This is a genomic window from Lentibacillus saliphilus (assembly GCF_019093865.1).
Lineage (GTDB): Bacteria > Bacillota > Bacilli > Bacillales > Amphibacillaceae > Lentibacillus_B > Lentibacillus_B saliphilus.
In genome coordinates this window covers 1-14,782 of record NZ_JABJXD010000011.1, presented here as the reverse complement: position 1 = coordinate 14,782, position 14,782 = coordinate 1, and the positions used below count along the sequence as shown (strand labels likewise).

Below are 14,782 nucleotides of genomic sequence, written 5' to 3'. Positions count from 1 at the left end.
CTAGTGTATTTTTTTTGCATTCAATCCTTCTTTAGTGTTTTTATATGACTCAAAAAAAGAAATGATTTTAAAAAAACACCCCACCTTTCACGCGAATAGTACATTATACCCAGTGTGTATGTTGTAATTTGTCATATTTTCGGTTGTTGTTGAGGTTTTGTCGAGTTGTTTCTATTAAATTCTTATATAGGATGACTTAACAAAGAAGGAGGCACTTGCAGTGAAGCGGCTAAGTGTATTATTTATCGTACTATTACTATTTCAAACGTTATCTAGCAGCTTCGTTTTCGCACAAATGGACGGGAAAGATGTCGTCCAATCGGATAACGAATCACACGAACAATCCCTTGAACAGCAGCAAGAGCAAGATGACATAGCATCACGCAATTCAGACGTTCAAATTGAACGGACAGCACAAGAAATTACCGAAAATCTTATTACAGACGTCAAGCTAATCCATAAATTGGCTGACGGCTCCGAATTGGAATTGCCACCTGGAGAAGAAATTATCGTGGAAGATCCGTATGATGAATTTAAAGTTAAGATCAGGTATGATTTCGCGTTACCAGACGGACACAGCTACGGGGCTGGATCGACATATATGATTCAAATTCCCGACATGTTTACAATCCAACCAAACCCAGAGCCGAAAGAACTTACTACATCAGATGGTACTGTTTTCGGTCATTTTATCGTTACCAAAGACGGTGAAATAGAAATCACATTTAATGAAAACATTGAAAACAACTCTGCCATATCTGGCTATATTGAAGCAGAGTCGGAATTTGATGCTCATTATGCCGGCTCAGCGGAAGGGGAAGAAGTTGTTTTTCCGGTTGTGGATGGTGAATCTATCACGTTTCCTGTGAAGTTTATCCCTAAAGGCGGCGCCATTGACAAAAAAGGGGTCCCTAATAAAGCTTATAACACTGAAGTTATCACATGGACGGTAGATTTTAATAAAAAACTCGAAACGATCGATAATGCCGTACTCGATGATACTACTGAAGGCAATCATGCATTTAAAGCAGGTTCATTAAAGGTGTACAAGCTACATATGAATGCAGACGGCACCATTGACGAAAGCAGGACGGAAGAATTAACGGGGCATGGATTTGGTGATGCCTTCCCACTCGAAATGGGCACAATTGATTCTGCTTATCGTGTTGTTTATGACACCGAAATTCCGACGGATGATAAAGGAGAGTCATATAAAAATACGGCTACATTGAATGGTGATCAGATAGACCCATTAAAAGCTGCAGCAACTGTAGCGGTCAAGCGTGGCCAACCGTTAGAAAAGTCTAATACGAACAAGAGCTCATATGATCAAACCTTGTCATGGGAAGTAAAATATAATTATGACGAAAAAACAATATCTCAAGAGCAAGCGATATTAACCGACACGTCGGGAAATACGAATTGGACACTGGATGAAGCCAGCGTTAAAGTATACAAAGTAGCCATAAATCCTGATACAGGGAAAGAAGAAGGTACGGAAGAGGTGTCTGCAACAGAATACACCGTTACCAAAAACGGTCATTCGTTTGATTTGCAGTTTAATAACGCCATATCAGATGCATACAAGATTATGTACACGACCTCTCCAACTGAGCGTGTCCGTAATTCAATAACAGTGAAGAATACAGTAGAAGATACCTTTGGCAATACAGCAGAATCTGAAAGGTACGTTAGACAGCAGCTGCTCAGGAAATCTATGACAGGCTCTGAAACAGATTATGATAATAAAACAACTCAGTGGCGGGTAACAGTTAATGGTGACCGTTATGAGATGAAGAACGTGATCGTAACGGATACGTTGCCGAAAGGGTTCACTAAAAACAATGTCGAAGTTGTCTATGCAAATAGTGGCGACCCCGTTCCAGCAAGTGAATATACACACACTTATGATGGTCAACAAACGTTAACGTTCGAATTTCCGACGTTGAATGAGAAGGTATATATTTATATTACCGCTGATATTGATTTTGATGAGACAGAACCAGGAGCAGAGAGCTACACAAATAACGTAACACTCAAATATGATGCGGTAGAGGATAATGACCCTCATAATAATAAAGATAATGAATCGACCTTTACACCTGACGAACATACGAAAGCAAACGGGTTTAAAGGTGGATCATACAACTTAGAGACGAAAGTCATCAGCTGGGAAATTGGTGTCAACTACAACAAAGCAACACTCAACAATGCGGTCGTTGAGGATTTCATATTAGGCAACCAGAACTTTGATATCAATTCCGTAAAAGTCTACCATATGGAATTAACGGGTGGCGTTAATGGGTACCGAAAAGGTGAGCCTGTAAATGCAGCTGATTACACCGTTGCAACGGTGGAAGGTCCTAACGGCGAACCGGGCTTCCAAGTGCTACTCGGTGATATTACAACTCCGTACTTGATTGAATATGAGACAGACTTGAATGATCAGCTCGTGGAAAAGACATATGATAATACAGCCACTATTAAAAGTGATAATCAAGCTGACTTTTCTCTAGATGCTGCTGTATCACCGACACACGGTGGAGAATATACGAAAAAAACAGCTGAACAAAATGCAGATAATCCGCGGATCGTTAATTGGCGCGTGAACATTAACTATGCTCAATCAAAGGTATCTAACGTATCCTTGTCTGACACGCCAAGTGCCAATCAGCTGTTGTTAAGAGATTCAATTAAGCTGTATGATACAACCGTAGATTCAAACAGCATTAAAAAAGGCAGTTTGTTAGAAGAAGGCACAGACTATACATTAGAGATCGTTGAAAACGCTGATGGCACAGAAACATTTACCATCCATTTTGTGAAAGAAACGATTGAACGTGCATATGTCCTTGAATATGATACGAGAATCATGTTTAAAGGGGACGGCAATATTAGCAACGACGTATCGTTCCAAGGTGATGAAACTGCTGAGATTCCGACAGATAACTCGATCACACAAAAGATCGATCTATCTAACATCGGTGGTGGAATAGACGGAGAAGTCGGTAGTCTAGAAGTAACCAAAACAGATGCAGCTGATGGCACTGTACTTTCAGGTGCAACATTTGAACTTTACGATAAGGACAGCAATTTTATTCGCAGCGAGACAACAGGTTCTGATGGAAAAGTGACCTTTAATAAGCTCTTGTATGGTGACTATATTCTTAAAGAAACGAATGCACCAGAAGGGTACGTTGTCGGTATTAATGGTCAAAAGCCTGTAACTGTTGATGCGGATGTATCCAAAGTGACGATACAGAACAAGAAAATCATTCGAGACGTACAGTTAACGAAGGTTGATGCTGAAACTGGCGAAACGTTACCAGGGGCGACGTTCAAACTTCAAACACTTGACGAGCAATTAATAGGTGAATTTACGACAGATGAAAACGGGTTAATTTATAAAGGCGATTTAGCCCCAGGACAGTATCAATTTACTGAGGTTGCCGCTCCGGATGGTTACAAAATATTAACAGAATCGATCACCTTTAACATTACAGAGAAACAAACTGAGCCGATATATGTGACCGCTGAGAACTTAAAATTAGGCTCGGTTGAATTGGTTAAATTTAATGAGGATGATCAAACAGAAACATTAGAAGGAGCAGAGTTTAAACTTATACAAGCAGATGGTACGATAATTCACTCTAATTTAAACACTGATCTAGGTGGGAAGATTTTTGTAAATAACTTGGAGGAAGGTACGTACCACTTTATTGAAACGAAAGCACCGGATTATTTCCAATTAGATCCGACACCAATTGAGTTTGAAGTGGTCGCTGGTGAAACGGCAACGATACAAGTGGATGCACCGAATACACTCATCACAGGTGAGGTTTTACTGACGAAGGTTGATCAGCAGGACAATAGCATTGTCTTACCTGGTGCAACATTCAAACTCGTAGATGAACAAGGACAAACGATTGCAGAAGGCTTAACAACAGATGAACAGGGACAAATTTTCGTTGATCAATTAAAGCCTGGTAACTATACGTTCATCGAAACAGCTGCACCTGAACATTATCAATTAGGTAACAAAAGCTATGATTTTACCATCGAAAGAAGTAAGACAGAAGCTGACGTGATCACTGTTAACGTTCAAGCTGAAAATGAGCTTATACCAGGAGCGGTTGAACTCATTAAGGTTGACGCAGACAATCAGGAGCATGTCCTTGAAGGCGCGGTGTTCGAGCTACAGGACGCAGCAGGCAATATCCTTCAAGAAGGTTTAACAACGGGTGCAGACGGTAAAATAAGCGTTGGAAATTTACGACCTGGACATTATCAATTCGTAGAAACGCAAGCACCTGACTATTATCAATTATTGGATCAGCCGATTGAGTTTGAAATTGTTAAGAGTCAGACAGACACATTGACAGTACTAGTTGAAAACGAATTAATCCGTGGTCCTGTCGAGCTCACGAAGGTTGATGTTGATCATAATGATGCGCCGTTACCAGGTGCTGTATTCAAGTTGCTTGATGCAGACGGTCAAGTGCTTCAAGAAGATTTAACAACAAATGCCGATGGCAAGATCGTCGTTGAAGATTTAAAACCAGGTGATTATCAGTTCATCGAAACAGAGGCGCCATTCGGTTATGATCTCAACCCGACGCCAATCGACTTTACGATTGAAAAAGCGAAAACAGAGGCAGATGTTCAAACCGTTCAAGTAATAGCTGAGAATGTGTTATCTACAGGAGCGGTTGAACTGACAAAAACAGATAGCGACAATAACGATGCGCCACTAGCAGGTGCCGTATTTGAACTACAGGATTCAGACGGCAACATGCTTCGAGAAGGCTTAGTAACGGACGAATCCGGCAAGCTCGTCGTTGAAGATCTTAAGCCAGGCACGTATCAGTTTGTTGAAACAGAAGCACCATTTGGTTATGACTTAGACCCAACACCAGTCGTGTTTGAGATTGAAAGAGGTCAGGTTCATCAGGCAACAGTGACGAAAGCAAACGAGCTTTCAACAGGCTCGGTAGAACTAACTAAAGTAGATGTAGATAATAGGGATCTTATGCTTGAAGGTGCCGTATTTGAATTACAAGATTCAGAAGGCAATATGCTTCAAGAAGGCTTAACAACGGATGAAAGTGGTAAGCTCGTCGTTGAAGATCTCAAGCCAGGCACGTATCAGTTTGTTGAAACAGCGGCGCCGTTTGGCTATGACTTAGATCCAACGCCAGTCGAGTTTACGATTGAAATAGGTCAGACAGAACAAGCAACAGTGTCAAAAACGAATGAACTGTCAACAGGCTCGGTAGAACTTCTAAAAGTGGATCAGGACAATACGGAGAACACACTCCAAGGGGTAGAGTTTGAGCTACAGGATTCAGAGGGCAATGTACTGCAGGAAGGCTTAGTAACTGACGAATCAGGCATGCTCGTCGTTGAGGACCTCAAGCCTGGCCTGTATCAGTTTGTTGAAACAAAGGCGCCGTTTGGTTATGACTTGGATCCGACACCAGTCTTATTTGAGATTGAAAAGGGTCAGGTAGAACAAGCATCAGTTACAAAAACAAATGAACTGTCAACAGGTTCTGTAGAGCTCATCAAAGTAGACGAAGATGATGCAGACTTGACACTTGAAGGTGCTATCTTTGAACTACAGGATTCCGACGGCAATATGCTTCAAGAAGGTTTGACAACGGATGAATTAGGCNAGTAGACGAAGATGATGCAGACTTGACACTTGAAGGTGCTATCTTTGAACTACAGGATTCCGACGGCAATATGCTTCAAGAAGGTTTGACAACGGATGAATTAGGCAAGCTCGTCGTTGAAGATCTCAAGCCAGGCACGTACCAGTTCGTTGAAACAGAAGCACCGTTTGGTTATGATTTAGACCCAACACCAGTCGTATTTGAGATTGAAAAGGGTCAGGTAGAACAAGCATCAGTTACAAAAACGAATGAACTGTCAACAGGTTCTGTAGAGCTTATCAAAATAGACGAAGATGATGCTGAAATCAAGCTTGAAGGCGCCGAATTCGAGTTGCAGGATTCAGAAGGCAACATGCTTCAAGAAGGCTTAACAACAGATGAAACAGGTAAGCTCGTCGTTGAAGATCTTAAGCCTGGTCTGTATCAGTTCGTTGAGACGAAGGCCCCATATGGCTATGACTTGGATCCGACGCCAGTCGTATTTACGATTGAAAAAGGTCAGCTTGAAACCGTCGTAAAAGTGATGGATAATGGTTTGACAACAGGGTCTGTACAACTCATTAAAGTCGATCAAGACAATCATGAGGTGACTTTAGAAGGTGCTGTATTCGAGCTGCAGGATTCAGAAGGCAACATGCTTCAAGAAGGCTTAACAACGGATGCAAGTGGTAAGCTCATCGTTGAAGATCTTAAGCCAGGCACGTATCAGTTCGTTGAGACGACTGCTCCTGAGCATTACCAATTAGATGACACGCCGATTGTGTTTACGATTGAAAAAGCGCAGGAGATTACAATGACTGTTCAGGCACAAAATGCTTTACTAACAGGATCTGTAGAACTGCTTAAAGTCGATCAAGACGACGGTACCCTTACACTTGAAGGTGCTGTATTTGACCTACAAGATGGTGAAGGTAACCTATTACAAGCAGATTTAACAACAGATTCTGAAGGGAAAATTATCGTCAAAGATTTGATGCCAGGAGATTATCAGTTTGTGGAAGTTAAAGCACCAACTGGTTATGAATTAAACAAGACACCAATTACGTTTACAATTGAAAAAAGTCAAATCGATCGCGTTAACGTGACGGCATTGAATGAAAAGGCACCTGAAGATCCACAAGGACCAGGTACAGAAGATCCGGATAAAGATGATGGTAACACGTTGCCAAGTACTGCGACAAACCTATTTAACCTCTTATTGGCAGGTATGGTTCTACTTGCAGGTGGGATTGGCATGAATGTCTTTGTTAGGAAAAAAAGCGTACGATAAACTCCCAAATAAAAAGAGGTTGGGACATAACTTAAAGTTTTACTCAAAAGACGAACAATGCTTACCATTAGCTCCGGAAATATACGCAGACTCCTGCGGGATGAAGGCATAGGTTAGACCTCACAGTGCGTTAGCACGAGGAGGCTAACCAGCCGCCCGCGGAAAGCGAAGTATATTTCCGGAGCGGTCGTGTTGTTCAGCTCTTCATTTGAGTAAACCTCTTTTGTCCCAGCCTCTTTTTTCAATGATTATTGGCAAGAGATTGTCTTGTATGTTAGGCAAGAAAATTGTCTGTATGCACTGCCTACTGCCTTAAAATGACGAATTGAACAGTTGTGCCAACACCAGGCTTGCTCTTTATTGTCAGCCCTCTTCCAAATTGTTGCTTTAGACGTTTGTGTGTATTGGCAACACCGATCGAACTTTTGAGAGTGTCATCGTTATTTAAAGCTTGATTGATTACTTTTTGCGTCATACCAACACCGTTATCTTCAATTTCAACAGTGAAATAGTCATAATGGTTGACGATACGAATTGTAATAAGACCACCCCTTTGTCTTTTAAGGACACCGTGTCTGACGGCATTTTCGAGGAGCGGCTGTATCGTAAGCGGCGGTATATTGACGTTCGTATGACTGTCAACGTCCCATTCCACTTGCAAACGCTCACCAAACCGTTCTTTTTCAATGTATAAATAAGATTGAGCGAGCTCGATTTCTGTATCAAGTGATACGAGCTTCTCCGTATTATACATGGCAAAGCTTTTTCGCAAATAGTTACCAAACTCATCGAGCAGCCTAACCATTCTGCTCGTGTCGATTTCGCTTAAAGCAGCAATTGTATTCAGTGTATTAAAGAGAAAATGAGGTTGTATTTGGGCCTGAAGCCACGCTGCCTCTGTTCTCAATTGTTCTTTAACTGAATGCTTCATCGCAGTTAACGCCTCAACACGTGCTTTTAGTTCCAGTGTATCTGTTGGTTTTGTAACATAATCATTTGCCCCAGCGATAAAACCTGTATAAATATCTTCCTTTTGATATCGAGCGGTTAGGAGGATAACCGGCAGCTCTGATAACGTATACGTCTCGCGTATTTTCTCAGTTAACTCGTAACCAGACATTTTAGGCATCATCACATCTGCAATGACGAGATCCCAATCATTAACATGAATGAGTGAGAGTGCTTGATCGCCACTTTCAACGGCTGTAACCTCGTAGTCTTGTTCAAGCATATGACTAAGGATTTTGAGATTGATTGAATCATCATCAACAAGGAGTATCTTTGCTTTTGTTCCTTTCTTTGCCTTCTGATGATCTGGCAGAACGGAAGGATCAATTTCAAATGCTTTATCATCCTTGTTTGTTTCAACTGCAGCAGCGACTTCACTTAGCACCTTGTCGTCTTCAAGCCCTTCAGCCAAAGGAAGCGTAAACGTAAATGTCGAGCCTTTGCCGTACGTGGATGTTGCCGATAGTGTTCCACCGTGTAATTCTACGAGCTGTTTACAGATGCTTAAGCCAAGTCCGATACCACCATAGCTTGTTGCACCGTCAGCTTGCTCATAAGGTTGAAAAATCGATTCTAAAACATCATCCCGCATCCCGATTCCCGTGTCTTTCACGTGTATCTTTGCTAGAGCGCTGTCCTCATCAACTTCGCCTTCAATTGTAATGGTACCTTCATTTGTGAATTTAGTGGCATTGTGTAGCAGGTTAAATAAAATTTGAATCAAACGGTGCTCGTCGGCTTGAACCTTTGGAAATGATGCAGGAATGTGTGTGTGAATGTGCACACCTTTCTTCTGTGACACCGCCGTCAGCATTCCGAGAACGCCGGGTAAAATAGCATGGATATGCATATGCCTAATATTTAACTTGATCTGTTGATCTTTAAGACGTGTCATATCAATTAAATCGTTTAATGTATGTGTCATCCGCTCTCCTATTTGCACGATGAGCTGCAAATGTTGTTTTGTCGCATCGGTTAATGTATGTGCTTGATCATGTAATATTGTTTGTGCGGTATTTAGCATACCGTGCAATGGATTTCGCAATTCATGGGATGTATTTGCAAGAAATTCATCCTTTTTCTGATCAGCTTCCTCCAATTTTTCTGTATGGGTTTGATTTAATTTCAACACATCGATATGATTTTTGAATAATAGCAGCGCAATAACCGCAACGGACACGATAAAGTCAAATGGGTAATATGGGATATTAAACGATGTGAATTTAATCGTAGCACCCCAAATCGTGTTAGATGTATAACTCGTAATAAAAAGCAACACATATATTGCGCCAGGAAATCCTTTCTGTATGGTCCGTATCGTTTGAATAAATAAGAAAGGGATGGCTGAAAAATAGTAAATAACCATTAATGTTAGGAAGTAATTATAGTGTTCATACGGAATGGTTATTTGGACGAGCGTCATCACGATTAATACACTATAGATATATGGATAAAACCGTGATTGAATGTTAAATAAATGCTTGATGAATAAGAGCATACTGAGTAACGTGCTATTAAATAAAAAGAACAATAAATGATGAGAGGATATATAGTCTATAGGTAATTGCAAAACGATTGCATCATCAATTAAGATCGCAAATCCAGCTATTACAAGCATAATCCCGTAAAACAATAATTGCTTCTGAAAGCGCCCTTTACCAAGCGCATAAATCATAAAGGCATAGAAGCTGTGCAATATGTAAATGACACTCACAACGAACTGAAGGGTAAGTGAATTTTGCACATCCTGCTTGATCCCTGTGGCTGTGCCGAGTATTACAGAATCTGTAATACCGCCTGTTAGCGCCATGTCATAATTGGAAACATGGATCATCAGCTCTACTTGATCTGCATCCGTGTGAAATGTACCAATAAAGGGCCCCCGTTTAGTCGCCTTTGATGTATCAGATGTTGTTGGCTCGTTAATACCAGCAACCCGTTTATCATTAATATAGACCTCTGCACTTGACGTAACATTCATGATTTGTAGACCGTAATAGTCTTCTTCGTTACGAGGTAACTTAATGCGAACGCGATAGGTCCCATACCCGTATGCAGGAGGCTCGTTTTGTTGTCCTAGATTCTCTACCCAATTATTTGGGACCTGAATGGATGACTTGGACAAGCTATTGTCTGTACCAGGTGTCAAAAATAAGTTTGGATAAAACGTCCACTCACCATTGAGCGTATATGTTTGGTCGTCAATTAATACGTTATCACTTAAATCAATAACACCGTTTACCGCTTGTGGTTCGTCGGGTGTTTTATGATACATGATCCACCCGACTCGAAAACTACTAAGCAGCATAAAGAATCCGATTATGATAAGACAAATTTTTTTCTTAGACATTGTTTTTTGTGTGGGCATGGAACGGTCACCCTTCGCATTATTGATAAAAAAATACATTTATGTAAATTATTTCAAATACCATTATACGTTATATAGCTCGCGATGGTAGTAAAATATAACTCTAATAATTTTTTGAAGGTAAGATGCGTCCTAGGATTCATATCACTTAGAAAATGCACTGTTTATGTTATACTGACATTAAGAAAGCTAAGTATGTTTATATAAATTACAACAGATGATATAAAGGGATGGTGAACTAGATTGTTAACTAAAGAAGACGTGATAGATTTACTTAAACCTGTCAAGGACCCATTTTTACATAAAACCCTCGAAGAAACAGATGGGGTCATCAGCGTCAAGGTTAAGGAAGATAAGAAGCATGTCAGTGTCAAGGTTGGTATCTCGAAGCTAAATACAGGTGAACAGATGCAGATGCAGCAGGAAATCGTGCAGATTTTAAAGAAGAACGGTGCGACAACAGTTGGCCTGCGTTTTGAACAGCTTTCTGATGAGGTCATTAAGAAGTACCAACCTACAGCAGAGGGTGATCAGGCGAATACCATTTTAGGTGGTAGTACTCAACCCCACTTCATCGCTGTTGCAAGTGGAAAAGGTGGCGTCGGGAAATCAACCGTCACTGTGAACTTGGCAATGGCCTTGATGCGGCTTGGTAAGCGGGTTGGCATTATTGATGCAGATATTTATGGTTTCAGCATTCCTGATATGATGGGGATTGAACACCGTCCTGCTTTACGTGGGGAGAAGATCATTCCAGTGGAACGCTTCGGAGTCAAGGTGATTTCGATGGGCTTCTTTGTAGAAGACAATTCTCCGATTATATGGCGTGGTCCAATGCTCGGTAAAATGATTAACAGCTTCTTTTCAGAAGTAGAGTGGGGCAATTTAGACTATTTGCTGCTTGATTTACCACCAGGAACAGGTGATATTGCAATGGACGTCCATGATTTATTACCTTCATGTAAAGAAGTCATTGTGACAACACCACACCCATCAGCAGCCTTTGTAGCGGCGCGTGCGGGACAAATGGCATTGAAAACAAAACATGAAATACTCGGTGTCGTGGAAAATATGGCATATTACGAAAGTAGACAAACGGGTGAAAAGGAATACGTCTTTGGTAAGGGTGGCGGACCGAAGCTGGCAGAAGTTTTAGATACAAAGGTTCTTGGACAGCTGCCACTCATGCAGCCGTATGAAGATGAAGATGAATTTGCACCATCGGTTTATCAGCAGGATCATCCAATCGGACAAGAATATCATAAAATTGCAGCCAAGGTCGTTGCTAAAGTAGAAGAGGATTAATTAAGGAAGGGTGCAGATTGCGCCCTTCCTTTAGCATGTCCATCGACATTTGGTATATAGTTGTAGAGGCATCGTTTAGCCTCCACCCCCTTCACCTCCACCGGTATCTTCACCAGAACCGCCACCACTTTCTTTTCCATCACTCTTTCCGCTCGTTTGTTTTTCGGCAGCCTTTAGCAAGATGTCTTGAATTTTAGCTTGAAAGGTTGGTGTCTCCAGCGTTTGCTGAATGGTTTCTTCAAGGTGGGCGCGAAATTCCTGACTTTTTAATACGATGATGAATTGTTCGGTCATCTTCGGGTCTTTTAAAATATCGAGCATTTGCTTTTGGAATTCAGCATCTTTCATAAGATCCTTCATGAGCTGTTTTTGTTCTTCGGACATTGATTCAGAAAATTTTTTGACGAACTTAGGGTCCTCGAACAACTTCTTCCACATGTCGGTGCCTTTATCTGAGGCAAGTGTTTCATTAATCGATTTCTTTACGATGTCTGAATTAATAACGAGCTGTTCCTTCATTTTTTCATCAGATAATATATCGCTTAGTGCTTTTTTTCCATCTTCGGTTTGTAATATGTCAACAACCATTTTTTTTGTTGTTTCATAATCGGCATCCTTTCCTCCAGCGCCTTCATTCGAGCAGGCAGCAAGGAATACAAACAGGCAAACGAGTAGGATGGCAGGGTGCATGCGCAACATCGATAGACCTCCTTTGATTAACGGATCAGATCTTCATTTGTATCAATGTATCTTGAGTATTTTCATCGTGTGTGTTGTGTCATTGTAATGCTTAATATGGGTATCTAAATAAAATCTTATGCACGTATCACAGGAAAAAACGGACTGTTCATGATAGAATGGACATGTTTAAACGTGCGAACTTGACAGACATAAGTCATTAGGGGGAACAGGGATTGAATAGTCGCAAGGTGGTAGGTTTATTTTTTAGGACGTTGCTGATCGGAGGCATTACAGGACTCATAACGAGTTTTTTTGTCAATACGGACGGTATTTATACCACATATTTAGAGCCATTTAATGTGAAGGAACTGCTTGGCTTAATCATTTTTTATACAGGTTTTGGTTTTTTATCTAGTGTTGTCAGTCAGACGGGATTTTTTGCGTATTTATTTATTCATCGCTTTGGTTTAGGTTTTTTCAAGGGGCTATGGCCAGCCGTGCAGGTTTTGCTCATCGCATTTGTTGCCTTTGATCTTATTTACTTCCCATATAAAGCAGCAGATGGAGAAGTCGCGCTTTATTGGTTCATTTTAATGAGCGCAGCAATTGTTGGCTACGGTTTGATCATCGCAAAAATAAAAGCGTCCCAGACGCATGCACGCGCGTTTATACCGGCTCTGTTTTTAATGGTCGTTATGACGTCAGTGGAATGGGTGCCTGCACTTAGAGCAGAAGGCACTGATTATGCTTGGTTAATGATCATCCCATTATTAGCATGTAACACCTATCAATTGCTCGTACTGCATAAATTAACGAAAACGCAAAATCAACCCACTACAAATAAAAAACAAGCTATGTGAAGTCATCCGTTATTGTCGTAAAAAGGCGAACAGATCACGGCAATGCGATTAAGCACGAAAAAAGCCGCTCCAAATCATTAACGCGTCTCTTGGATTATGAGATGTTGTTAATATGGAGCGGCTTCTTTATTCCACTATTTCTGATTCGGCATGTGCTTGATTAAGCATTTCCGATATCGGTACAAATGTAAACCCTTTGTTTTTAAGATCTGGCAAGATGGTTTCCAATGCTTTTGCTGTTTGTTTAACGGAATCAGATGCATGCAATAGAATAATGTCTCCATTATCCGTTTCAGTCATCACCTTATCAACGATCGCATCTGTACCTGGGTTCTTCCAATCATTTGGATTAACGTTCCAATGAATGACCTCATAATTCATTTGCTTCGTCAATTTTAAAATATCCTCGTCAAATTCACCGTTAGGCGGTCGCAGCAACGTCATCTCTTCATGACCGAGCTTACGAAATATTTCCCGAGCGTAGCGCAAATCTTTTTGGATTTGTTCTTTTTCCATATCCAAGTAACTCTTATACCGATATCCAAGCATGCCTAACTCATGTGTGCCATCTGATATTTTTTCTACAATATCAGGATGCCTTTCAGCCCATTCGCCACTCACAAAGAACGTCGCTTGAACATCATGTGCTTCAAGCTGGTCAAGAATGTCATGAACGCGTGCCTCGCCCCAGCTTATATTGAAGGTTAAGGCAATGGCTTCTTGATCAGGATTTCCCTTTGATAGAGCCACATGTGCAGTTTCATTAGATATGATTGAAAGTGTCCCATTTCGTTCCAGCCACAAGAATAACGCAGCAAATAATGCAAAAACAACTATGACCGAGAGTCGCTTCCATCTATTCAATTGAATAATATAAAAATGGTCCATACACCTGCCTCCTTGGCTTGTCCTTATTAAATGTGTATGAACGAGACGAGACAATATGAATGATACGGGAAAAATCATGCGTACATGTCGTATAGAAGACAATAGGTAGTGGGACATTAATATAGATTGTTATTAAGTCCAATTTCTCTAGATAGAGACGCTAAGCATATTACTTTAGGAGGAAATTGGACATATGAGGTGATACAAGAATGCTCGGGCTTCTTATTAATGATATGGAACAAAAAGAATTAACGTATGTGATACAACGTGAGCTTGATGAATTGTTATTTGACTTAGGTGATCAGAGAATAGATTCAATCGTAAAACAGGCAATGAGAGACCGGTACCGTATTTTGTTCCAACTTTTTAGACGTGTGGCCAATGAACAGGACTGTCTCAAATACATACCTAAATAATAGTGGAATTACAATCATGAGCATGATCTCGCTGTGTCATGTAAAGAGTATGCACAGTAAGCCTTTATAAGGGCAGAGGATGATTTTATAATAATTAACGACATATATCGCTAAATTTTTTCGCGGTTTCTATTGATCTTGTGAAATTTATATGGTATTATATTTTCTGTTGCCAGTTAAGAAACGCTTTTTACAAACGACGCAAAAAATGTTTTTAAAAAGATGTTGACAAACGAGCGCAGCCATGATAAATTAGATTTCGTCGTTAAAACACGACAAACAATTTGTTCCTTGAAAACTGAACAAAACAA

8 protein-coding genes are annotated in these 14,782 nt (G+C 40.6%); 5 read left to right on the top strand and 3 right to left on the bottom strand.

Annotated features, from left to right (window positions below):
• Positions 1-295: 295 nt before the first annotated feature.
• Positions 296-5,680 (top strand): SpaA isopeptide-forming pilin-related protein, encoded by a 5,385-nt coding sequence (locus tag HPC67_RS13730; protein WP_246570129.1) that lies wholly within the window; start codon positions 296-298, stop codon positions 5,678-5,680.
• A 17-nt stretch (positions 5,681-5,697) separates the two neighbouring features.
• A complete protein-coding gene (locus HPC67_RS13725; protein ID WP_217588850.1) occupies positions 5,698-6,945 on the top strand; it encodes an MSCRAMM family protein in 1,248 nt (415 codons plus the stop codon).
• Between the two features lie 304 nt (positions 6,946-7,249).
• Here the strand turns inward: HPC67_RS13725 and HPC67_RS13720 are convergent, their stop codons facing one another.
• The gene (locus HPC67_RS13720) at positions 7,250-10,321 is read right to left on the bottom strand and encodes a hybrid sensor histidine kinase/response regulator (protein WP_217588848.1); all 3,072 of its coding nucleotides are present in this window, start codon (positions 10,319-10,321) and stop codon (positions 7,250-7,252) included.
• A gap of 243 nt (positions 10,322-10,564) precedes the next feature.
• On the opposite strand from HPC67_RS13720, the gene HPC67_RS13715 reads away from it, so the two are divergent.
• Positions 10,565-11,626 (top strand): Mrp/NBP35 family ATP-binding protein, encoded by a 1,062-nt coding sequence (locus HPC67_RS13715; protein WP_217588846.1) that lies wholly within the window; start codon positions 10,565-10,567, stop codon positions 11,624-11,626.
• Positions 11,627-11,701: 75 nt separating this feature from the next.
• Here HPC67_RS13715 and gerD read toward each other — a convergent pair whose 3' ends face one another.
• Positions 11,702-12,325, bottom strand: coding sequence for a spore germination lipoprotein GerD (gene gerD / locus HPC67_RS13710; protein ID WP_217588845.1), 624 nt, complete (start codon positions 12,323-12,325; stop codon positions 11,702-11,704).
• Positions 12,326-12,540: 215 nt separating this feature from the next.
• Between gerD and HPC67_RS13705 the strand changes: the two genes are divergently transcribed.
• On the top strand, positions 12,541-13,167 hold the full coding sequence (locus HPC67_RS13705) for a KinB-signaling pathway activation protein (RefSeq protein ID WP_217588843.1): 627 nt from the start codon (positions 12,541-12,543) through the stop codon (positions 13,165-13,167).
• Between the two features lie 126 nt (positions 13,168-13,293).
• On the opposite strand, the gene pdaB is transcribed toward HPC67_RS13705, so the two are convergent.
• Positions 13,294-14,055 carry a polysaccharide deacetylase family sporulation protein PdaB gene (gene pdaB, locus HPC67_RS13700; protein ID WP_217588840.1) on the bottom strand — a complete coding sequence of 254 codons (762 nt, stop codon included), beginning with the start codon at positions 14,053-14,055 and terminating at the stop codon, positions 13,294-13,296.
• Positions 14,056-14,264: 209 nt separating this feature from the next.
• On the opposite strand from pdaB, the gene HPC67_RS13695 reads away from it, so the two are divergent.
• Positions 14,265-14,471, top strand: coding sequence for a hypothetical protein (locus HPC67_RS13695; RefSeq protein ID WP_217588832.1), 207 nt, complete (start codon positions 14,265-14,267; stop codon positions 14,469-14,471).
• The last annotated feature ends 311 nt before the right edge of the window (positions 14,472-14,782 follow it).

Bases quoted from the DNA above. Each gene is read 5' to 3' on its own strand.
- HPC67_RS13720 (WP_217588848.1), bottom strand. From the start codon at position 10,321: ATGCCCACACAAAAAACAATGTCTAAGAAAAAAATTTGTCTTATCATA.
- gerD (WP_217588845.1), bottom strand. From the start codon at position 12,325: ATGTTGCGCATGCACCCTGCCATCCTACTCGTTTGCCTGTTTGTATTC.
- pdaB (WP_217588840.1), bottom strand. From the start codon at position 14,055: ATGGACCATTTTTATATTATTCAATTGAATAGATGGAAGCGACTCTCG.
- HPC67_RS13695 (WP_217588832.1), top strand. From the start codon at position 14,265: ATGCTCGGGCTTCTTATTAATGATATGGAACAAAAAGAATTAACGTAT.